The 21,288-nt window shown below is 41.2% G+C and carries 21 protein-coding genes; 15 read left to right on the top strand and 6 right to left on the bottom strand.

What is annotated here, in order from left to right; genetic code table 11:
• The first annotated feature begins 53 nt into the window (after positions 1–53).
• The 4 genes from C6W18_RS13555 to C6W18_RS13540 are packed head-to-tail and all read left to right on the top strand — an operon-like array spanning position 54 to position 3,260.
• On the top strand, positions 54–686 hold the full coding sequence (locus C6W18_RS13555; protein ID WP_007497037.1) for a biotin/lipoyl-containing protein: 633 nt from the start codon (positions 54–56) through the stop codon (positions 684–686).
• A 39-nt stretch (positions 687–725) separates the two neighbouring features.
• Positions 726–2,345 (top strand): DHA2 family efflux MFS transporter permease subunit, encoded by a 1,620-nt coding sequence (locus C6W18_RS13550; RefSeq protein WP_034321682.1) that lies wholly within the window; start codon positions 726–728, stop codon positions 2,343–2,345.
• Between the two features lie 17 nt (positions 2,346–2,362).
• Complete coding sequence (locus C6W18_RS13545; protein WP_105927878.1) at positions 2,363–2,887, top strand: flavodoxin family protein; 525 nt, start codon at positions 2,363–2,365, stop codon at positions 2,885–2,887.
• 13 nt (positions 2,888–2,900) lie between these two features.
• Positions 2,901–3,260 (top strand): hypothetical protein, encoded by a 360-nt coding sequence (locus C6W18_RS13540; RefSeq protein WP_105927877.1) that lies wholly within the window; start codon positions 2,901–2,903, stop codon positions 3,258–3,260.
• 111 nt (positions 3,261–3,371) lie between these two features.
• Here the strand turns inward: C6W18_RS13540 and cspB are convergent, their stop codons facing one another.
• Both cspB and C6W18_RS13525 read right to left on the bottom strand, forming a co-directional pair.
• On the bottom strand, positions 3,372–3,572 hold the full coding sequence (cspB, locus tag C6W18_RS13535; protein ID WP_003212277.1) for a cold shock-like protein CspB: 201 nt from the start codon (positions 3,570–3,572) through the stop codon (positions 3,372–3,374).
• A gap of 211 nt (positions 3,573–3,783) precedes the next feature.
• Positions 3,784–4,875 carry a GGDEF domain-containing protein gene (locus C6W18_RS13525; protein ID WP_105927876.1) on the bottom strand — a complete coding sequence of 364 codons (1,092 nt, stop codon included), beginning with the start codon at positions 4,873–4,875 and terminating at the stop codon, positions 3,784–3,786.
• A gap of 89 nt (positions 4,876–4,964) precedes the next feature.
• Here C6W18_RS13525 and C6W18_RS13520 point away from each other — a divergent pair, with 89 nt between their 5' ends.
• Entirely contained in the window at positions 4,965–5,357 is a 393-nt protein-coding gene (locus tag C6W18_RS13520) for a hypothetical protein (RefSeq protein ID WP_411266075.1), read from the top strand.
• Positions 5,358–5,391: 34 nt separating this feature from the next.
• On the opposite strand, the gene C6W18_RS13515 is transcribed toward C6W18_RS13520, so the two are convergent.
• Complete coding sequence (locus C6W18_RS13515) at positions 5,392–5,790, bottom strand: spore coat protein (protein ID WP_105927874.1); 399 nt, start codon at positions 5,788–5,790, stop codon at positions 5,392–5,394.
• A gap of 154 nt (positions 5,791–5,944) precedes the next feature.
• On the opposite strand from C6W18_RS13515, the gene C6W18_RS13510 reads away from it, so the two are divergent.
• The gene (locus tag C6W18_RS13510; RefSeq protein ID WP_105927873.1) at positions 5,945–6,451 is read left to right on the top strand and encodes a YhcN/YlaJ family sporulation lipoprotein; all 507 of its coding nucleotides are present in this window, start codon (positions 5,945–5,947) and stop codon (positions 6,449–6,451) included.
• A 156-nt stretch (positions 6,452–6,607) separates the two neighbouring features.
• Positions 6,608–7,483 (top strand): hypothetical protein, encoded by an 876-nt coding sequence (locus tag C6W18_RS13505; RefSeq protein WP_105927872.1) that lies wholly within the window; start codon positions 6,608–6,610, stop codon positions 7,481–7,483.
• Positions 7,484–7,508: 25 nt separating this feature from the next.
• Here C6W18_RS13505 and C6W18_RS13500 read toward each other — a convergent pair whose 3' ends face one another.
• Entirely contained in the window at positions 7,509–8,153 is a 645-nt protein-coding gene (locus tag C6W18_RS13500) for a spore coat protein (RefSeq protein WP_034321661.1), read from the bottom strand.
• 144 nt (positions 8,154–8,297) lie between these two features.
• Here C6W18_RS13500 and C6W18_RS13495 point away from each other — a divergent pair, with 144 nt between their 5' ends.
• The 3 genes from C6W18_RS13495 (at position 8,298) to C6W18_RS13485 (ending at position 15,294) form a co-directional block, all read left to right on the top strand.
• Positions 8,298–11,678: a CheR family methyltransferase gene (locus tag C6W18_RS13495; protein WP_105927871.1), complete on the top strand. Its 3,381-nt coding sequence runs from the start codon at positions 8,298–8,300 to the stop codon at positions 11,676–11,678.
• A gap of 86 nt (positions 11,679–11,764) precedes the next feature.
• Complete coding sequence (locus C6W18_RS13490) at positions 11,765–14,671, top strand: 5'-nucleotidase C-terminal domain-containing protein (protein WP_105927870.1); 2,907 nt, start codon at positions 11,765–11,767, stop codon at positions 14,669–14,671.
• Between the two features lie 53 nt (positions 14,672–14,724).
• Entirely contained in the window at positions 14,725–15,294 is a 570-nt protein-coding gene (locus C6W18_RS13485; RefSeq protein ID WP_105927869.1) for a class D sortase, read from the top strand.
• A gap of 37 nt (positions 15,295–15,331) precedes the next feature.
• Here C6W18_RS13485 and C6W18_RS13480 read toward each other — a convergent pair whose 3' ends face one another.
• Positions 15,332–16,240 (bottom strand): RluA family pseudouridine synthase, encoded by a 909-nt coding sequence (locus C6W18_RS13480; protein ID WP_105927868.1) that lies wholly within the window; start codon positions 16,238–16,240, stop codon positions 15,332–15,334.
• Positions 16,241–16,349: 109 nt separating this feature from the next.
• Here C6W18_RS13480 and C6W18_RS13475 point away from each other — a divergent pair, with 109 nt between their 5' ends.
• The 3 genes from C6W18_RS13475 (at position 16,350) to C6W18_RS13465 (ending at position 19,228) form a co-directional block, all read left to right on the top strand.
• Entirely contained in the window at positions 16,350–16,700 is a 351-nt protein-coding gene (locus tag C6W18_RS13475; protein WP_105927867.1) for a DUF5365 family protein, read from the top strand.
• Between the two features lie 309 nt (positions 16,701–17,009).
• The gene (locus C6W18_RS13470; RefSeq protein WP_105927907.1) at positions 17,010–17,675 is read left to right on the top strand and encodes an HAD family hydrolase; all 666 of its coding nucleotides are present in this window, start codon (positions 17,010–17,012) and stop codon (positions 17,673–17,675) included.
• Between the two features lie 14 nt (positions 17,676–17,689).
• Positions 17,690–19,228, top strand: a complete 1,539-nt coding sequence (locus C6W18_RS13465) for a bifunctional GNAT family N-acetyltransferase/carbon-nitrogen hydrolase family protein (protein ID WP_034321648.1) — start codon at positions 17,690–17,692, stop codon at positions 19,226–19,228.
• A gap of 44 nt (positions 19,229–19,272) precedes the next feature.
• On the opposite strand, the gene C6W18_RS13460 is transcribed toward C6W18_RS13465, so the two are convergent.
• On the bottom strand, positions 19,273–19,689 hold the full coding sequence (locus C6W18_RS13460; RefSeq protein ID WP_105927866.1) for a hypothetical protein: 417 nt from the start codon (positions 19,687–19,689) through the stop codon (positions 19,273–19,275).
• Positions 19,690–19,855: 166 nt separating this feature from the next.
• Here C6W18_RS13460 and C6W18_RS13455 point away from each other — a divergent pair, with 166 nt between their 5' ends.
• Together C6W18_RS13455 and C6W18_RS13450 are read left to right on the top strand one after the other, a co-directional pair.
• Positions 19,856–20,272 (top strand): VOC family protein, encoded by a 417-nt coding sequence (locus C6W18_RS13455; protein ID WP_105927865.1) that lies wholly within the window; start codon positions 19,856–19,858, stop codon positions 20,270–20,272.
• An 88-nt stretch (positions 20,273–20,360) separates the two neighbouring features.
• Positions 20,361–21,278, top strand: a complete 918-nt coding sequence (locus tag C6W18_RS13450; protein WP_105927864.1) for an AEC family transporter — start codon at positions 20,361–20,363, stop codon at positions 21,276–21,278.
• Positions 21,279–21,288: the final 10 nt, after the last annotated feature.

Here is a 21,288-nt window from a genome sequence, read left to right as displayed (position 1 = left end):
GCTTGCTAAAGCAGATGACACTATATTTTTATACATGAAAGGAGAAACAAAACATGAACAGAGGGCGTTTATTACTAACGAATATTATTGGCCTTATTGTGATTCTTGCCATTATTGCCGGAGGTGCTTATTACTACTACGAAAGCACAAACTTTGTGAAAACAGACGAGGCAAAAGTGACAGGAGACATGTATCAAATTACAGCACCAGCAGCTGGACAAATCAAAGGCTGGGATATCAATGAAGGTGACGAAGTGCAAAAGGACAGCACAGTTGCAAAAGTTGAAGGAGAAGCAAAAACAAACATTAAAGCAGTAGCTGATGGCACATTAGTCAAAAAAGAAGTGCAAAACAACCAACAAGTGCAGCCAGGTACAGTTCTTGGTGAAACAATTGACCTAAGCAAGCTTTATATCACAGCGAATATCAAAGAAACAGACATTAAGAACATTGAAAAAGGCGACAAAGTCGACATCGTGGTAGATGGTGATCCTGATACAACATTCGAAGGAACTGTTGAACAAATTGGTTATGCGACAAATTCAACATTCAACATGCTGCCAGCAACAAATTCAAGTGGTAACTATACAAAAGTGACACAAAAAGTAGCCGTCAAAATTTCAATTAAAAATCCATCTGACAAAGTACTTCCAGGTATGAATGCTTCTGTCAAAATCTCATCTTAATGATGACTGATATCAAAAAATGAAAGGAGGTTGTCTGAGATGGCAAATCAACCTGCAGCGACAAAACAGGGAACAGGCTCCTTGTCTTTACTGATCATTTTAATGGCTGGTTTGTTCGTAGCGATTTTAAACCAAACGCTTCTGAACGTAGCCATGCCCCATTTAATGACTGAATTTAATGTGAGTGCAACGACCATTCAGTGGCTTACAACAGGTTACATGCTTGTCAACGGTGTGCTGATTCCGTTATCCGCGTTTTTAATCACACGTTTTGGACAGCGTAGCTTATTCCTAGTGGCCATGATCTCATTTACACTAGGCACATTTATTTGCGGCATTGCGCCGAACTTTTCTACGATGCTCATTGGCCGCTTGATTCAAGCAATCGGTGGCGGTATCTTGCAGCCGCTCGTCATGACAACAATCCTTTTTATTTTCCCTCCGGAAAGCAGAGGGAAAGGAATGGGGATTTTTGGTCTCGCGATGATGTTTGCACCAGCTGTAGGACCAACATTATCTGGTTACATTATTGAACATTATTCTTGGCGTATTATGTTTTATGGCCTTGTACCAATCGGTTTGATTGTCATTATCGCGGCTTTCTTTATGTTTAAAAATATTGTAGAGCCTAAAAAAATCAAGCTGGACACCCTTGGTGCGATTCTTTCAATCGTTGGTTTTGCTTCGCTTCTATACGGAGTGAGTGAAGCGGGGAGTGATGGTTGGACAGATCCGATCGTCTTATCGACGATTATTATTGGTGCGATTGCGATCATTCTCTTTATTTTCCAACAGCTAAAAGCTGATAATCCGATGCTTGATTTCCGTGTGTTTAAATACAGCATTTTCTCATTATCAAGTGTCATTAACATCATTATTACTGTTGCCTTATACACTGGAATGTTCTTACTTCCGATTTATCTGCAAAACCTCGTTGGGTTTACTGCATTGCAATCGGGTCTGTTAATGCTTCCAGGGGCACTTGCGATGCTGATTATGTCCCCAATTTCAGGGATCTTGTTTGATAAATTTGGACCTCGTCCGCTTGCGATTGTGGGAATGCTGATTACTGTTGTCACCACATACGAGTTTACAAGGCTGACCATTGATACATCCTATAGTCACATTGTGCTCATGTATGCAGTACGTGCATTTGGTATGTCACTGCTGATGATGCCTGTTATGACAGCTGGGATGAACCAATTACCACAGCATTTAAACAGTCATGGTACAGCGATGTCTAACACATTAAGACAAATTAGCGGCTCAATCGGTACGAGTTTGATCACGACGATTTATACGAATCGGACGACATTCCATTATTCGAATATGGCGGATCAGACGAATACAGCTGACCCATTCTTTATGAATTCATTCCAAACGGCTGTGTCGAATGTGATGCATCATATGGGGATGACAGCAGAAGCTGCTCAAAAATATGTATCCACCCAGCTCTTTACGAAAGCACAGGTCGATTCAAACGTGATGGGCATCAATGATGCTTACATGTGGGTCACATTATTCTGTGCGGCTGGTGTCATTCTCAGCTTGTTCTTGCGAGATGTACGTAAGGATAAAAAACGAAAAGATCAGCAACATAAGAAACAAGAAATGACGCTGCTTCCAGCACCTAAGGAAGCAAACCAAGATGCAAGATAAGTGTGGAGGGACCGTACATGAAAATTTATGTCGTATATGATAGTGAAGGCGACCATACAAAAGCACTTGCAGAAGCGATTGCAGCGGGTGCAGATGAAACAGAGCAAGCTGAAGTGTTCATTGATCATGTGAAAGATGCGGACATTCGCAAGCTTGATCAAATGGATGCGATCATTTGGGGCTGCCCTGGTCACTTTGGTACCATTAGTTCTGGATTAAAGACATGGATTGACCGTCTTGGCTACTTATGGGCAGAAGGAAAACTCATCGATAAAGTCGGTGCTGTTTTCTGTACAACTGCTACAACACACGGCGGTTTAGAAATGACGATGCACAATTTGATTACGCCAATGTTCCATCAAGGGATGCTTGTGGTAGGTCTTCCTGGAAATGTTCCAGAGAATGCTTTATACGGCTCTTATTATGGAGCAGGTGTGACATGTCCAATTGATTCTGATGAATTGATGTCTACGGAAGGCATTGAACTCGGCAAAGCATTAGGAAGACGTGTAGCATCAGTCACTGCATCATTTAAGCGATAAGGAGAGGGTTCTTTTGGCGACGATTATTGTAGCGTTAGTAGCTGCTGTTCTAGTCATTATCGGATTAGTAGCGTTCAATGTCAGACACGCTTCGGTCGAGAAGGCAGAGATTAAAGAAGATGTGTCTAATCAGCCTGACGTGCCGCGCAGCGAGCCAGAAGTTGCGGCGAGACCTGTAGAGCCTGAAGAAGAAGAAATAGCGTCAGAGCCTTCTCAAACGGACGATCACGTGTCTGGCGACGATTTCTATAGACAGGCGCTTCAAAAGTTTAAGCAGCCAGAACCACCTGTCAAAAAAGAAGAACCAGAGACAAAAATGAATGATGATATGTATCGTTCTGCTTTGCAGAAGCTAAAGCAGAAGGACAAATAAAAAGAGAACCTCTCGTCAGGTTCTCTTTTTTATTGCATAAAAAAACCGCTGGCAGAAGCCGAGCGGTTTTCCTTCACTCTATAAAGTGCTAAAAGAGCAGATGCTCTTAAATTACGCTTTGTTAACGTTAGCAGCTTGTGGTCCGCGGTTACCTTCAACGATTTCGAAAGAAACTGCTTGACCTTCTTCTAAAGTTTTGAAGCCTTCGCCTTGGATAGCAGAGAAGTGAACGAATACATCGTCTTGACCTTCTACTTCGATGAATCCGAAACCTTTTTCAGAGTTGAACCATTTTACTTTACCTTCTAACATGAAATTTCCTCCTAAAGCGATCTTAACGCTTAAATTCACTATTCTTGCTCTTACACAAACTTCAAAGACGAAAACTCTTTCAAAACTTTCTTCTTAAAGGTGATACGAACAAAAATAATTACCTTTACTTTACCAGTGTTTGCGGGAAAAAACAACTGTTATCCGAAAACTTTTTTAAAAATAATGAGCTCTAACATATTGAGGAAAAGACCTATGTCAAATGGTTTCTCATTCTCTCTGAAAAGCTTACTTGATTTCGGCCTGACTGCTTCGCTTTATAAAGCTCTTGGTCAGCAATAATGGGTAGTTTCTTGATGTCTGTATGCGTTCCGGGATAATATGCACATCCAATTGACACAGTAGTTTGAATGGACGTTCCATCTTGTAAATAAATCGGCTGATCCGCTATTTTTCTCCGTAATCGTTCTGCAATTTGCCATGTTTTTTCAACTGAACAATTCGGTAGAAGGACAGCAAATTCCTCGCCGCCGATCCGCCCAATAAAATCTGAGCTTCTTGTGTTTTTAATCAACCTTGTTCCAATTTCTTTTAAAACGATATCTCCCTCGTGATGTCCATATTGATCATTAATGGATTTAAAGTAATCAATGTCTAAGTAAATAAGGGACATTTGATGAATAGACTGCTTCCATTTCGTAGAAAAAGCATGACTTAATACTTCATCAAACTTCCGTTTATTTAATACACCTGTTAAAAAGTCATAGTGAGCCTGGAATTTATACAAATTTAATAGCTGATATGCTTTTGTTTGATGCTCAATGACATAAAAGTTAAACAACCCGGCAATATATGAGAAAATCCAATAGGCAAAATGCAGTTCAAATGATGTCTCATGGACGATGGTGATAAACAAAATGGTTGCAATCACGTTGCTTATCGTGATGGATAACAGCATTTTCACAACATGATTGATATGGCGTTCAGCAATCAAAAAAGAGGCTGTTGCGATAATCATCATGGAAAAAATATTGATGAAAGAAGCGACGTTTGCTTCGATTAATAATCGCCCAATGATGACAATACATGCCGCAATGAACGTTTGCGCGATACCTCCATAAAAGGCCGTTAAAATAAGGGGGATATGTCTTAAATCGATGATGGCTGGTCCTGCTTTAATAGAGAAGAACATTAAGAGGACACCGAGTAACCCAGAAAGCATGCCTTTACATAGTTGTTTGAGTAAGGTATCTTCTTTCTTTAAAAAATTCTCTTTAAACACAAGCATAAATAAATAATGGAAAGTGACAAGAATTGTTAAATTAATAAAGAGGTCTCTTAGCAAAATAAAATCACCTTTTTAAAATTACTAAAATTTGTTGCAAAAGAAAAGGGGAAAAAAGATAATTAATAAAAATTTCACTTATGAGGAGGATGAACCGATTGCGCAGAAAACGCTTTCCAAATGAAGCGGAATGGCTTTCTTTTTTTGAAACAGAGCCTGATGAAGGGTTTGAACGAGATATGCCTATTGAATATCAAGATCTGACGTTTCGATTTGAGAATCAAGAGGAGCGATTCGTGATCACGATGTCGTTAGAGATGAAAGAGTTTTACTTAAAGATCGTTCGAAAAGAGGATGCGAAGGTTTCAGGGATATATGATTTTAAAACCGTGGGACGTATAGATATTAAAAAAGATCGGCAGGGAGAAAAAGAGCTTTTGCTCATTTTAGATGATGATCGTCACAGATTCATCACATCGATTGAAATTACTTTTTTGCCTTCCTTTTGTCTCATGGTCAAAGAGCATTTTTCAGGAGAATAAACAGGAGCCTTTTTCATGAAGGCTCCTGTTTCATTTATTTGTGCTCGATGTCATTGATCGCTTGCTGGATAGATTCATCATCCAGCACGTTCATGACACTTTCATCAATATGAAGAGACTGTGCATAAGACTCTCTTGGCTGATGGGTTCTTGAAGGTGACTGATGCTGATTTGTGTGACTTGGCTGGACAGCTGTGAACGCTTGCTTGATCATTTGACCTACTTCAGCAGTCCCTTTTGATTCTTGGTGCGAGTGTGATTCATGGCGAGATGGCTCATGATGTTGATGATCATTGCCTTTCATCATTGAAGACATATTCATTTGCGTCATGCTTTTCAGCCTTTTTCGTAAAACCGGGGAGAATAATGCAATGATAGCTGTTGATGCTGCGATCATTGCGCCAGTGCTCATGCCTTTTCTTTTTTTAAACAAACGAATCCCTCCATTTGATCATGATGATTCTTCTTCATCATGTTTAGGATGACCAAACATAGCTGAATTATGAATTCATTTTGCTGAAATAGAGGATGTGTGCATAAAAAGTCGTTTGGATGAAAAACCTATGAGCAAAAGGAGGGAATAATTGATGAATAAGAAATGGATGCTATCTTTACTACTCGTTCCAACATTAATCACCGCTGGGTGTGGAATGAACAACCAAGGCGATGAACGAAGAGGAACAATGAAACGACAGTATGAAAATGTCACATATAAGAACGACAACCTGAGACAGGATCAGCCAGATGTTCAAACGCCACAAAAGGTCAAAGTGGCAGATAAGGCGTCAGAGCTTGTAGCCAACATGTCTGAAGTGAAAACAGCGAACGTGCTTGTCACAGGGAAAAATGCATTTGTTGCCGTCGTGCTCGAAGGCAATAAAAGTGGTGACGTGACTGACGATTTGAAAAAGAAAATTTCAGACAAAGTCAAATCAACGGATCAACAAATCGATAACGTGTATGTATCCGCTAATCCAGACTTTGTTGATCGTATGAAAGGGTACGGAAAACGTATTAAAAGCGGAGAGCCAATTTCAGGATTTTTCGATGAATTTACTGAAACGGTTAGACGTGTCTTCCCTGAATCAAAATAGCTACGACAAAAGCCGTATGTCATATGCGGCTTTTTTGTTTGGAACCGCACCTCGCGCACCTGACTGCATAAAGTAAAAAATATATCACCTCTTGTTGATCTTTGTTTCTTCATAGAAAGAGAAAGAGGTTGCAGGATGAATTCAGGTGGGGAGTAAATGAAAGCCAAGCCGTCATTGATTCATAAAAAGCTTGTAGGCGGAATGATTGCAGCAGGTCTGATTTTTTATGCTTTCACCGCGTACTTGATTTATGTTGCGTTTCAGCTGACAGGACAATATTTAGAGCATCAGTCTTCTCCTAAAACGGTTTTAACGGAGGGACTCAATAAGCAAGTCTATGAACATATCAGAATTTACTATGCGGAGGAAGAGGACGTCTTTGTGGATCTGACAATAGAGGCTTTGGATCAGGCAAAGAAGAGGACATCGGCAGTGTTTCAGTTTGAACCTGACAAACCTTTAGACATTATTTATTTTGATGATAAAGACACGATCGAACAATTTGCCGGCATCAAGCAAATTACGGGTTTTTACTCCGATTATGATCAAATGATTGGGTTATACCCAGATAAACGGGAAGAATTATTGAAGAAAGAGACACTGCCCTTATACTTTTTCAACACGTTATTCATTCATGAGTATGCTCATTTTGTTTTCTATGAAAAGGTCCATGCATACAAGGTGTCTCCAGTGATCTTTCCTCTTTGGTTCCATGAAGGAACAGCAGAGTGGACGGCCTATGACGTGTTAAACGCTACGTCTGAACGGTTCGACGTCGTTCCTTTTCAATCTCTTCATTCTGATCAAGACTGGCAAGACTCTCGGATGACGTATGAGACAGATGTTTATTTACAAAGCTATTATATGATCTATGAGCTGGTGCAGCTTTACGGACGAAACATCATACATGAGATCATGGAGGAAACGGCGAAAGAGGGCCGATTTGATAGAGGCTTTGAGCAGGCGACAGGGCAGCGGCTCTCAGAATTTGAAGAACAGTTTAAAGTGATGTATCAAAGAAAAAACGGCTGACCAGAGAAAGGGGTCAGCCGTTTTTTTAATGAAGCGGCTTTTGCTGATTGGCTTTGCTTGGCGGCATTTGAACCTGTCCTTGCATTGGAACAAATGTAGATGTCATCGCTTTCATGTCTTGTACAGAAAGCTGAGGGACTTGATAGTAGCCATGTTTGTTTTGATACAAGAAAATTTCATACGCCATTTCGATAAAGTTCGGAATTTGCGCTGCGAGCACACGTCTGACAACTGGATTTGTTACTTCTAGTGATGTCATGGCTAGTAATCCTGCATGTGATTTCACGAGGCCGAGCATATGCCCTGTGATACCTGCATCTTTTACATCTTGCAATGACTGATTTGGCTTCTTCGGCTGAGAAGGTTTGATCCCGTACGTCACCTGTGTAGGCTCTTTCATCATATAAGTAGCGGTTTCTTCACTAGGCTTTTGTCCAGTAGAAAAACAATCTACAGTGACATTGTACTGGGATAAAACGAATTGATATTGTCGATCTAAAATGTCGGATAATGCAGGATCTTGGATAAACTGCCGAAAGATTAAATATTGATCCAGAATATTAATCGTGCCTGCTAAAATTTCATGTAAATCAAATAACTCATGCCCGCCATGGTTGAGCTCAGGCTGCGGGGCACTTCCTTGAAATGGTGGTTGCTGCTCGTTTTGCATAGAGGTTCCTCCTTCTGTTTTTACATTCTGTTTTAATGTGAGGATGTTTTCCTTCTTTCATGCAAAAAACATTATTTACAATTAGAGGGTTTTCTTCCTTTTTGTCGAAAAAAAGTATCAGACGAATGAACATGGGGGTAGCAGATGCAGGACAAAATCATTAATCGTTTGATAGAAGACGAACATGTGCAGGCACCAGTGATTGGCATCGGTGTTTCGCCGTTTGAACAGCATCATCTTGAGGCTTTTTTTCAATCGTTTCCAAATGAAATAAATGCCTCTTTTATTGTTGTGCAAAATCATGTGACGGGCGATTGTATAACTGATTTGGAATCACTTGTTTTACCGATTGGCTACCGGGCAAAAACGATTAAGCATGGTGAGAAAGTCATGGAAAATAAGATTTATTTTTGTCCGCAGCATTCGGTTGTCACGTTAACAGAAGACAAACGATTGCACGTATCAGAGCAGCTTCTAACGAACAAGGCATGCTCTGTCGACTCGCTTTTTCAGTCACTTGCCAGTGTGCAAAAGGAAGAGGCCTTTGCGATCTTTTTTCAAAAAGGTCATTGTGTGGGGAGTGGTTTGCTTCAATTGGTGGATCAAGGTGGTACAGCCTTATCATGCAGTGAGATAGAAAGTGGTTTTGACAGCATGTATCATCAAACATTCAAAGACCCTTCAATTCTTGCAGCATATATCGCCAATATCATCAATGTCCCGCATGCAGATGATGCAGATCCCGTTTTGCTTAGAATGATTGAACGTCTTGAAATGTATAAAGGAATTGCCTTTTCAACCTATGAAAGGAAAAGGATACTCTCTGTCATTCAAAAACGAATGCGGAGTGCAAAACAACCGATTTCATTATTATCAGAGTACGATCGTTTATTAGAAAGGGAGCCAGATGAGCTTGACCGTTTACATGTACAGCTTCTCAGCGGCACGACCTCTTTTTTTAGAGATATGGAGGCTTTTCGAGTATGTGAACATAAGGTCATTCCGTCGATCGTTGAAAATACGATGAAAAACGGGAAATCTCGATGCCGCATTTGGATTGCGGGATGTTCTACAGGGGAAGAAGCCTATTCCTTTACGATTTTATTTTTAGAAGAAATGAAGCGAAGACAAATGTCTATTGAACTTCAAGTGTTTGCAACAGACATCAACCGGAAAGCGATTCAAATGGCCAGTAAAGGTCTTTACTCGGTAGAGTCTATGGCAAGAATGCCAGAAAAATGGCGGGCGCGATATTTCGAAAAAAAAGGTGACGCTTTTATTGTGAAGCAGTCGCTTAGAAAACATATTGTCTTTGCACCTCACAATTTATTGATCGATTCACCTTTTATCCACCTCGATTTTATTAGTTGCCGAAATGTTCTGATGTACTTCCAGCCTGAAGTACAAAAACGAGTGTTGTCCCGATTCCAATATGCTTTAAAAGATCAAGGAATGTTGATATTAGGGCCAAATGAAACTGTACCCAATATTCCTCGCTTGTTTCATTTGTTCAATGAAAAGTGGAACATTTACACCCATTCAAACGTTCCTAAATACAATGTATCTTGGGCACATGACGCTCATTATGTGGAATTAAAAGAGCGAGCTGCACAATATATGCAAGAAGTGAGCAAGGATTATGACGCATGCATGGTGATCAACGATTGTGACAAAATCCTGGCGATATCAAAGGGTGCCTATTCTTTCCTAGAACATACAGAAGTGTCAAATCAATCATGTGAATATGTGACGCCTGATTATATGAAAGAGATGTTGAGTCAAACCTTTCAAAAAGTGTGGACAGACGAGACAGAGGTTGTGTTTCAGCATGTTCTTATTTCGGAAAAAGGCAGAAAGCAGTATGTAGATTTTACCGTGAAAAGTTTTGATCGCCGTTTTAAGGGAGTATACGTCATTCTTATTCGGATGAATGAGAGAGGGAAAAATCAAAAGAACAGCAGGGACAAAGGGATGCCAGATCAGAATTCAGTCTATCAACAACGTATTGTCGATTTAGAAAATGAACTCAATGAAGTCAAACAAAAGGAGCAAGAGGCAAGGGCTCAATTAAAAGCAAAAAACACGCAAATAGAGGAGCTTGAGAAAAAACACGAACATTTGATTAATATCATAAACAACTTAAAGGTGACAAGAGAAGAACTGTACAGACCCTCTGTGAAGCCAGAGCTTGCGACGTTGTTTGTGGACCGGGACATGAATATTCGCTATTACGCTCCTACAGCTGCCTCTTTATTTACTTCAGCTCAAATAAGGCACCAGCAATCCTTTCAGTCAATGGCTAAAAAGCTAGCGCAGGAAACGCTTTATGATGATATTCAATCCGTCATATCGGACAGGCGTGTCATCGAACGTGAAATTGAAACGAACGAAGGAGAGCAATTCACCGTTCAAATTACACCTATCTTTGATCAGGATCATGAGGGAGCGGTGATGACATGGATTAAAATGACGGAAATGACGAAAATCAAGCAGTCGCTTCATCTTGCGGTGACAGCACTTGATAACAGCCATATTCATATTGTTGTCGCAACAGAGGAAGGAATCATCCAATGCGTGAATCAGCGTTTTTGTCAGTTTGTACAGCAGCATGAATATGACCTGATCGGCAAAGATATTTTTTCTGTCTACCATTCGCTATGTCAATGTGATGATTTAGCGAAGCAATGGGACGTTTGTTTAAGAGATGGCAGCTGGACAGGTGAGTTGTACTTTCAGGATTTATCAGGACGCGAACGATGGGAGAGAGTCTCTTTACATCGAATTGATGATCCTAACAAAATGCAGGCAACCGTGATGCGGATTTCAGAGGATATTACCAATCAAAAGCAGTCAGAGAAGATGCTGATGAAGTCTGAGATGCTATCGGCAGTTGGTCAGCTTGCAGCAGGCATTGCCCATGAGATACGTAACCCGCTGACGTCGTTAAAGGGATTTTTACAGCTGATGATTCAAAGTAAAAAATATCAGAAGGATTATGCAGATGTGATGATGTCAGAGTTTAATCGGCTTGAGGCGATTATTAACGAATTCCTAGTGCTTTCTAGAAGCAAATCTGTGAAATTTGAGCCGGTACATGTCAATCTTCTGCTCGAAGAAGTCATCATGGTCGTTGAATCGCAGGCGGTCTTAAAAGGCGTGTCCATTCAAAAAAACCTTTCTCCGTCACTGCCAAACATTCAAGGCATACCGAATGAACTGAAACAAGTCTTCCTGAACATCCTTAAAAACGGAATTGAAGCAATGGATGGCGTGACAGGTGTCATCCAAGTGACCTCAGTACTGAAAACCAATCAAATGATGTTGATATTTGAAGACCAAGGAAAGGGCATACCAGAAGATGAAATGGGGAAACTGGGTGAGCCTTTTTATACAACGAAAGAAAAAGGGACGGGCCTTGGATTGATGATGACCATTAAAATCATTGAAAGCCATGGCGGCACCATTCGTTTTGAAAGCAAAAGCTTTGAGGGAACACGGGTGATTATTGCGTTTCCAATGAGTTGAAGGAGATAAGTTTTACATGAAATCCATTCAACATCAATATTTACTTTGTACACTATGAGAGATGAAGTTCAAAGGAGAGAGGTCTGATGAAACGTATACTTTCAATTCGAATGCTCTGCTGTTTAATTTTGGTGATCTTTAGTCTACAATCCTTACTGCCAGGTGTGATGACAGCAGAGCAGGTTAGGGCGTCTGAGAAGAAGGAAACCGTGTGGAAACAAATGAAGCCAATGAAGATCAAGAAAGCCCGTCAGCTGATAGGAGAGACGGTTACGGTGAGCGGAATTGTGACAGCAGATCAATCCGCTATAGGCAATGGGAAACTATCGACATATATTCAGGACAAAACGGCTGGAATCAATATTTATTCCACGCAACCCAAAAGTTTCCCGGCACTAAAAGCCGGCATGAAGGTGACGGTGACTGGCAAGGTCACGTCTTATAAAGGGCTGATCGAAATTGTGCCAGATCAAGACCGTCTGAGGATAGATGCTGTGAATCAAACATTGCCAGCGCCGAAGCGAGTCTCCATTAAACAACTGGAAACGGATCAGGCAGGTAAATATGAAGGAAGACTTGTGAAGATAAAAGGCTACGCGGAATCAAAGCCGGATCAGCCTGCTGGTGGTGGATACAATGTGCCCGTCATAGATAAAAAATATCACAGTACCGTCCTTAGAGTGATGGTCGATACAGGTGCCATTGATCAAGTAAAGGCAGGGAAATGGTATGAGTTTACAGGGGTTTTAAGCAGGTATGATACGCTGCAGGTGCTTCCAAGACACAAGAATGATGTCAAACTACTGAAACGCCAGCCAAAGCCACCAAAAATCAAGAAAGAATATGAGGCAACGGTTGACCGCGTGGTGGATGGAGATACCATTCATTTAAAACAACCGGTGCTTGGTACAACAAAGGTGCGCTTTGTCAATATGGACACGCCAGAAACGTACCATAAGCCAAAAAATGAATTAGATCAAAACCAACTGCGCTTTGGACAGCAAGCGACTGACTATTTAAAATCGCTTCTTTCAAGCGGTGATAAAGTCACGTTAAACATTGGTCCTGAAGCGAAGGATGGCTACGGACGTCTGCTAGCTCAAGTGAAAACCAAAAAAGGGATCAATACAAATTTAGAGCTTGTGAAAAAAGGTTATGCCCCTACTTATTTCATCTGGCCAGTTGGAGATGAAAAAGACTATCATACGTTCCAACAAGCCGTCAAAGAAGCGAAGGAAAAAGGGCTTGGCATTTGGAACGAAGCAGACCCTCTGCTGGAACAGCCATTTGAATTTAGAGCACGCGAGCAGAAAAAAGGACTCACACGTTATGTCGGTGATTCATCTGAGAAAACCTACGTATCCCCTCAAAACTGGAAAGACATAGACGTAGATAAACGTGTCTTTTTTGCTTCAAAAGAGGAAGCAGAGCAGGCTGGATATGAGCCGGCAGAGGAATCGAGCGAAGTACCTTTAACGATTTTAAGCATGAATGATCTACATGGTAAAATCGATCAAGAATACGAGCTGGATATAATGGGTGATGGCAGTAAAGGAATGTACGGACGAATGGATTATGTCGCGGCATATATGAAACAAAAACAAGCAGCACACAAAAATACGATAACGGTCCATGCAGGGGATATGATTGGTGGAAGCTCTCCGGTATCTTCACTTCTGCAAGATGAACCAACAGTTGAACTCATGGAGAACATAGGCTTTGATGTTGGCACAGTCGGCAATCATGAATTTGATGAAGGCGTAGACGAGCTATTGCGTATCTTAAATGGTGGAGATCACCCTAAAGGCACAAAGGGGTATGAGGGCCAGAACTTTCCACTCGTTTGTGCGAACTGTGAATACAAGGATACGGGCAAACCACTTTTACCTGCCTATGAAATCAAGGAAGTCGAAGGAATTCCTGTCGCATTTATCGGTGTTGTGACGAAGTCAGCCGCAGGAATGGTGATGCCAGAGGGGATTAAAGACATCCAGTTTACAGATGAAGTAAAAGCCGTCAATAAAGCAACGAAGGAACTAAAGCAAAAAGGGATCAAAGCCATTGCGGTGCTGGCTCATATGACAGCCTCTCAAAATGGAGATACCATTACTGGGGAGAGTGCGAAGCTTGCCAAAGAAGGTGATGACGAAATTGATGTCATTTTTGCAGGACATAATCACGAAGTGGTCAATGGAGAGGTCAATGGGAAACTAATCGTTCAAGCCTTTGAATATGGGAAAGCAATTGGCGAAGTGAGTGTAACACTTGACCGGAAAACGAAGGATATTGTCAAAAAGAGTGCTTACATCCAGTATGTAGACCAATCTGGTATTGAAAAGGACAAAGAAGCAGCCGCTATTTTAGCTCATTACGGAAAAGAAGTTGAACCAATCATTAGTGAGGTTGTTGGAGAAGCAGGCGTAAAAATGGAAGGCGGCTATTCAAATGATGGAGATACACCGCTTGGTAACCTCATTGCCGATGGCATGAGATATTCAATGAAAAGTGACTTTGCCATGATGAATGGTGGTGGCATCAGGCAAAACCTCGAAAAAGGGCCGATTACTTGGGGAGATCTCTTTAATATTCAGCCATTCGGCAACGTTTTAGTCAAGCTGGAGATTAAGGGGAAGGACTTGGTTGAAATCATTGAAGCGCAAATATCTCCTCAATTTGGGCCAGATTATAGTATTTCGGGCTTTTCATATTCCTATGATCCGTTAACATATAAAGTAGTCGACTTGAAGCTGCCAGATGGTTCAGCCGTTGCTTTTGATCAAACCTATACTCTCACGGTGAATAACTTCATGGCAACCGCAACTGGAAGTAAATATGCGCCGATAGGCAGGCTCGGGAAAAATCCTGAAACGGGCCCAGAAGATTTAGAAGCAACCGTTGAATTTGTGAAGAGCTTTGAGGGTGCTTCCATTGTGTATCAAAAAGAGGGACGAATTCAAAAAGCAAAACAAGAAGAAAAGGCAGCAGCAAGCTGAAGGAAATATTATCTAAGTAGTTGTAATGGTTTTTCAAACAAAGGAGCTTAAGCATGAAAAAGTGGCTGGCACTTACTGTGATGACAGCAGGTATTGTCCTGCTCGGCTGGGGAATTTGGCAAATCGCCTCTACTCACCTTCAAACAGCACAATCATTAGAAGAAGCGAAGAAGGCCGTGGCGGTCGATCAAGGGATGTCAAAGAAGCAGTTTGCTCCTGAAATGGGGAAAGCCGCTGGCATCCTGACGATTCCGAAATTAAAAGCAGACCTTCCTATTGTTGAGGGAACGGATGCAGACGACCTTGCCAAAGGGGTAGGACATTATAAAGGCAGTTATTACCCTGATCAAAATGGACAAATCGTTCTGTCAGGCCACCGGGACACGGTGTTTCGCCGGACAGGCGAGCTTGACATTGGAGATCAGCTGAAAATCACTGTGCCGTATGGTGAGTTTGTTTATGAAATCACACATACGAAAATTGTGGATCAGCATGATACATCCATTATCACCTTGCAGAATGAAAAAGAAGAGCTAGTGTTAACCACTTGCTATCCATTTCATTTCGTTGGCAATGCACCAGAGCGGTACATTATTTATGCAAAAAGAGTATCTGCGAAATGAAAAAAGAGCCTGATCATATATGCAGGCTCTTTTTCGTTTAATGTATGATCTTGTCCATTAGCTCTGCCATATCAGGTGGAAGAGGCGCCTCTATGGTGAGATGCTCTCCTGTAAATGGGTGTTTCATGTCTATTTTTTTGGCATGAAGGGCGCATCTATTCATGTGATCTCGCATACCGCCGTATAATGTATCTCCAGCTAAAGGATGCCCGAGGCTGCTAAGATGGACACGGATTTGATGCGTCCTTCCCGTCTCCAAACGAAGCTTGACGGCTGTCATCTGTAGGTGTTTATTGATTTCGATGACCTGAAAATGGGTCACAGCACTTTGTCCAGTAGGAGAGATTCTCCGTCTGACTGCATGGTGTTTGTCGCGGCCGATTGCCTCGTTGATGGTGCCTTTCTTTTTCTTGAACAGTCCCTCTGCGAGGGCGATGTATGTTCTTTTAATCGTTTTGTTAGAAAGCATTTGATCAAGTACAGCATGTGCTAGCCTGTGCTTTGCAAAAATGACAGTGCCGCTTGTGTCTTGATCAAGCCTGTGAATATGTCTCACCCGCTTTTCTTCCCCGTTTGCTTGAAAATGGAAGGCGACAAGGTTGGCCAATGTGCCCATTTGTCCTTTTTCATTCGGATGCGTTGGTTGGCCAGCTGGCTTTTGTACAATCAATAAATGCTCGTCCTCAAAGAGCAACTCTAAATCACCGTATTCTGGTGTGACATCACTTTCTTCCGTTTCAAATAGATCGATGATGATCTGGTCACCTGTACTGACTTTTGCCGCGTGATGGGCAGGTTTTTGATTTAGACGTATTTTTTGATACTCCATCCAAAAATGAATGATCGGTTTAGAAGCAGACACTTCTGTTTTTAAAAAATGGCTTAATGAAGTGCCGTGATGCTGCTCACCTACTTTTAGTGAGAGTGTATGTCCTTTTATGATCATGATATCCGTTCCTCTCTTTGGGTATATATAGGAAACACTTACCTTAGCGAACGCCTTTTTTTCTGTGCTATTCTGAATGGAGAAATAACGACAGAGAGGTAGATGTCACGTGAGATTAATGAAAGCTGCTACAGACATGCAGGAGCAGGCAATTGAAGAATTATCAAAGGATGTTGAAGATCTTTTATCCCATGTGATCAATGAAGAGCAGCAGGAAGCGCGTCAAAAACAGCGCCCGCTTACATTCATTGATGGGGTATATAACGGGACGATGGATGATGCTTTTCGTATTTTATCGGGACTTCAGCTATTACATACCATTATTGTAAAACCGAAACGTCATCTCACCAAACGAGATCGTGAGCTATTCGAGCGAAACCGTGAGCAGGTCAACGCCTGCGGCTTTTCTTTTCCGTTTGATCTCGACGATTTTGCCAGCCGTCACCTTCAAAATGCGTAAAAGATGGTGTGAACTTCCTTGTTAACTTACAAGATGGTCGCACATACTATTTTTAAGGGAACGGAGAAACCTTCACGATCTGTAATACCAAACCCGCTCTTTTTCAACATTGCCTATTTCTCCACGAATCGGAGCGCTTGGATCTCTTGCAGAATGAATCGAACATGATAGGAGCCTGACAAAACGATGCAGGCTCCTTTTATACATAATCATTTTAGCAGACATTCATCTTTGAAAGTCAATTTTATTCGCGATATGATAGCAATGAGTATCATGTTTCAGACTTTCGTAAAAAAAGGAGTGGCCTCGTTGGTAAAGGCGATTATATTTGATTTTGACGGATTAATTTTAGATACAGAAACACATGAATATGAGGTTTTACAGGAAATGTTTGCAGAGCATGAATCGGAGCTGCCTCTTTCTGTATGGGGCAATGTCATCGGTACGCAGGCAGGCTTTAAGCCATTTGAATATTTGGAAGAGCAGTTAGGGAAGACATTAGATCATGAGGCTCTCACAGCGGACCGGCGTTCCCGTTTTCAAAAGAGAATGAAGGACGAATCAGCAAGACCAGGCGTAGAAGCTTATTTAGAAGCAGCTCAGGAGCTGGGGATCAAGATTGGACTTGCTTCCAGCTCAGATTATAAATGGGTGTCTGATCACCTCAAGCAAATTGGACTGTTCGATTACTTTGAATGTATCCGCACGTCAGACGATGTGGAAGAAGTCAAACCAAACCCAGAACTTTATTTGCAAACCGCAAGCTGCTTAGGTGTAGAGCCGAAAGATTGCGTGGCATTTGAGGATTCTGTGAATGGCTCAGTTGCTGCGAAACGAGCAGGCATGAAATGTGTCATCGTCCCAAACAAAGTGACGAGCACACTGCAATTTGAAGAATATGATGTCAGATTAGAATCCATGGCTGAAATCGAATTGCTCCAGCTATTCCATCAGCTTGAAAAAGAGGATCAGTAAGGGGACAAAGATTCATGGCAGAAAAACTAGATTTAACGCGTTTTGAAAAAAGAATGGTGATCCGTAATATCAGGGAAGAAGATATCGACCGGATCATTGCGCTTCAAGAACTATGCTTTCCGGGCATGGACCCTTGGAAACGAGAGCATCTTGAAAGTCATCTCGAGCATTTTCCGGAAGGACAGTTTTGTGCGGAATTCGAGGGAGAAATCATTGGCTCTTGTTCAAGTTTATTAATTAACTTTGATGAATACGATGATCGGCACACTTGGCAGGACATTACAGATGATGGATACATCACCAATCATAATCCTGATGGAATGAATATGTATGGAATCGAAGTGATGGTTAGTCCTGAGTATCGCCGCATGAAAATTGGTCATCGTTTGTATGAAGCTAGAAAAGATTTAGCGAGAAGATTAAATTTAAAAAGCATCATCATTGGTGGGCGCATCCCGAACTATCATAAATATCAAGAGGAAATGACGCCTCGCCAATATGTTGAGCAGGTGACGCTCCACCAAATTTATGATCCCGTTTTATCTTTTCAGCTGTTAAATGAATTTACTCTGATGCGGATCAATCCGAATTACTTGCCGGATGATAAAGCATCCAGCACATATGCGACGTTAATGGAATGGAACAATGTAGATTATCGTCCGCAATCGAAAAGATATTATAAATCAGCCTTCCCAGTTCGAATTTGTGTGATTCAATATGCGATGAAACAAATTCATTCCTTTGAGGAATTTATGAATCAGGTGGAGTATTACGTTGATGTTGCATCAGATGCATCGGCTGACTTTGCTGTTTTCCCAGAAATTTTCACGACACAGCTCATGTCTTATTTAGAAGAGCGATCACCAAGTCTTGCGGTACAACGGATCACGGAATATACCGAGGACTACATTAATTTGTTTACAGATCTCTCTGTGAAGTACAACATTAACATTATCGGTGGGTCCCACTTCGTTGAAGAGGAAGGGAAAATCTACAATATTGCCTATTTATTTAGACGTGATGGAACGATTGAAAAACAATATAAGCTTCACATTACACCGAATGAAAGAAAATGGTGGGGAATTTCAAGTGGTGACCAAGTCCGGGTATTTGATACTGACTGCGGCAAAATTGCGATTCAGATTTGCTACGATATTGAATTTCCTGAGCTTGCTCGGATTGCTGCTGACAAAGGAGCGAAAATTATTTTCACTCCGTTCTGTACAGAAGACCGCCAAGGCTATTTAAGAGTGCGCTACTGTGCGCAGGCTAGAGCGGTTGAAAATCAGATTTATACAGTCATCTCTGGAACTGTCGGAAATCTTCCACAAACCGAAAATATGGATGTCCAATATGCACAATCTGCTATTTTTGCCCCTTCTGACTTTGAATTTGCAAGAGATGGGATTGTAGGAGAGTGTAATCCGAATATTGAAATGGTTGTGGTTGGTGATGTCGATTTAGAAATTTTAAGAAGACAGCGGCAAGATGGAACGGTACGTCAGCTGAAAGACCGAAGAAGAGACGTGTACCATATTGAATATAAGAAATAACCAAAACAAGCGCCCCGTTGTATGCGAGGCGCTTGTTTTTATGTTTACATTTTCTTTAACGACAATGTAGCAAAGTGAGCAAAGCTTTTGGCAGCTAAAAATGGAACACCAGATTTGACTAGAGATTGATAAATCGTTTTATCTACTTGTTTCCAAGTAAGAGTAGGCTCTTCTAACAGATTTTTTAAATCAGGTCCTACATGTTGATTGAAAAACTGTTCAAATTGTTCACGTTTTTCTTGTCCTGCAATCAATTCTAATTTTTGTAACCACTTATCTTGTTTTTGGAAAGAGAGTTCAATGTTTTGTTTAATTGTGTCAGTGACTGAAGGAAGCTGAAAATCACTCTGTGTTGTGACCTGTTTGTTTTGAATAGATGCAGCATCAGCTGTCTGTGTGAGTGGTGAAGCGAATAAAAGGACAGTAGTGGAGAGCACCAAAGATTTTGCGATTGTTTTCATTATGAAAACCTCCTAGTTTATTTAGTATTGTGTTCGAGATTTATTATACATTTTTGTTAAAATAAGGTAATGAGTCTTGCCGCTTATTTTTTCATGTGACAAAGGGATGCCTAAGCAAAAGATGAATATACTGAAAGGAGATCATGAGTTCAAAAAGGAGAGGAACATGGGGCGACAAACGAAACATTTGTATATCAATTTGCCGGTAAAGCATGTAAAGGAATCAAGAGTTTTTTTTGAGCAACTGGGCTTTGACTTCCAACCGCAGTTTACAAATGATCAGGCCGCTTGTTTGGTCATTGACGACACGATCACCGTCATGCTGTTATCCCTTAAACATTTTCAATCCATTTCAGAGAAACAATTGGTCGATGCAAAGCAGGCATCTGAGGTGATTATCTCCATGCGGGTCGATTCAAGAGAAGAGGTTGATGAGTTGGTGGAGCAGGCAATTGCAGCAGGCGGTTCGCCGTTTAAGGAAAAGCAGGATCATGATTTCATGTATGGATGGAGCTTTCAGGATCTTGATGGTCATTTGTGGGAAGTGTTCTATATGGATGAGGAGAGAAGCGACCTTTCATAAGGGTGCTTCTTTTTTATTGTTTATCAGTGGTATGATAATGAGGAAGCAAAAGGAATAAGGTATTCATCTAGAGAAAAGTAGGTGCAGCATGGAGTTTTTACTTGTTTTAATGCCAGTGTTCGGCATTTTCCTCATAGGATATATCGGGCAGAAGGCAATTGGTTTTGACATACATACGCTCTCATCAATGTCTTTATACTTAATGTCACCATTTCTTGCGTTTGAAACCTTTTATCAAAACAAAGTGTCAATGGACTATGTGTACCTAGCCATTTTTGTCGTAGGACTTTGCCTTTCACTTGTTTTATGTGTCTTCATTTTATCTCGTATTTATGGTTATTCGAATGAAACGTATTGTGCCATGATTCTGTCGTCAGCATTTATGAACAATGGAAATTACGGCACACCTGTTGTCCTGCTTGTCTTCGGAGCAGCAGGTTTAGATATTGCAATTGTGTTGATGGTTCTTCAGCAGCTTGTGATGAGTACAATCGGCATGTATTATGCGGCAAAGGGCGGAGAGGATGCGGGAGATCTAAAGGTCGTTTTGAAAAAAGTGCTGCGTATGCCGGTTGCTTATGGGGCACTCATCGGTCTATTATTTCAGCTGATTGACCTTTCATTACCTAAAGAGCTTATAACGGGTGTTCAGCTGGTTGGGGATGCAGCCATACCGACGATTATGCTCATTTTAGGCATGCAGCTGGCAGTGATTTCTTTTAAGCAAGTGGAGTATCGCCATATTTCCTATGCTGTGCTGCTAAAATTATTGATCTCACCACTGATCGCATTTGGCTTTACGCTCATTTTACCTGTAGATGATTTGGTAAAACAAATTATGGTCTTAGTTGCAGCCATGCCGACGGCAGCGAATACAACGCTGATGGCTGTACAATTTCGAACGAAGCCTGAGTTTGTGTCAAGTGCGACGTTTCTCAGTACAATCTTAAGTATCGTCACTTTACCTGTTTTATTATGGATTTTATCCATGCACCCTCTGGGATAGGGGACGGCAA

Source organism: Bacillus sp. LLTC93 (genome assembly GCF_002993125.1).
In the GTDB taxonomy this organism is placed as follows: domain Bacteria; phylum Bacillota; class Bacilli; order Bacillales; family Bacillaceae; genus Bacillus; species Bacillus zhangzhouensis.
This window is presented reverse-complemented; position numbering and strand designations above follow the sequence as displayed.

Coding starts and splice junctions, on each gene's coding strand:
- C6W18_RS13555 (WP_007497037.1), top strand. CDS start 54: ATGAACAGAGGGCGTTTATTACTAACGAATATTATTGGCCTTATTGTG.
- C6W18_RS13550 (WP_034321682.1), top strand. CDS start 726: ATGGCAAATCAACCTGCAGCGACAAAACAGGGAACAGGCTCCTTGTCT.
- C6W18_RS13545 (WP_105927878.1), top strand. CDS start 2,363: ATGAAAATTTATGTCGTATATGATAGTGAAGGCGACCATACAAAAGCA.
- cspB (WP_003212277.1), bottom strand. CDS start 3,572: ATGTTAGAAGGTAAAGTAAAATGGTTCAACTCTGAAAAAGGTTTCGGA.
- C6W18_RS13520 (WP_411266075.1), top strand. CDS start 4,965: ATGAACCGATTGCGCAGAAAACGCTTTCCAAATGAAGCGGAATGGCTT.
- C6W18_RS13510 (WP_105927873.1), top strand. CDS start 5,945: ATGAATAAGAAATGGATGCTATCTTTACTACTCGTTCCAACATTAATC.
- C6W18_RS13505 (WP_105927872.1), top strand. CDS start 6,608: ATGAAAGCCAAGCCGTCATTGATTCATAAAAAGCTTGTAGGCGGAATG.
- C6W18_RS13500 (WP_034321661.1), bottom strand. CDS start 8,153: ATGCAAAACGAGCAGCAACCACCATTTCAAGGAAGTGCCCCGCAGCCT.
- C6W18_RS13495 (WP_105927871.1), top strand. CDS start 8,298: ATGCAGGACAAAATCATTAATCGTTTGATAGAAGACGAACATGTGCAG.
- C6W18_RS13490 (WP_105927870.1), top strand. CDS start 11,765: ATGAAACGTATACTTTCAATTCGAATGCTCTGCTGTTTAATTTTGGTG.
- C6W18_RS13485 (WP_105927869.1), top strand. CDS start 14,725: ATGAAAAAGTGGCTGGCACTTACTGTGATGACAGCAGGTATTGTCCTG.
- C6W18_RS13480 (WP_105927868.1), bottom strand. CDS start 16,240: ATGATCATAAAAGGACATACACTCTCACTAAAAGTAGGTGAGCAGCAT.
- C6W18_RS13465 (WP_034321648.1), top strand. CDS start 17,690: ATGGCAGAAAAACTAGATTTAACGCGTTTTGAAAAAAGAATGGTGATC.
- C6W18_RS13460 (WP_105927866.1), bottom strand. CDS start 19,689: ATGAAAACAATCGCAAAATCTTTGGTGCTCTCCACTACTGTCCTTTTA.
- C6W18_RS13455 (WP_105927865.1), top strand. CDS start 19,856: ATGGGGCGACAAACGAAACATTTGTATATCAATTTGCCGGTAAAGCAT.
- C6W18_RS13450 (WP_105927864.1), top strand. CDS start 20,361: ATGGAGTTTTTACTTGTTTTAATGCCAGTGTTCGGCATTTTCCTCATA.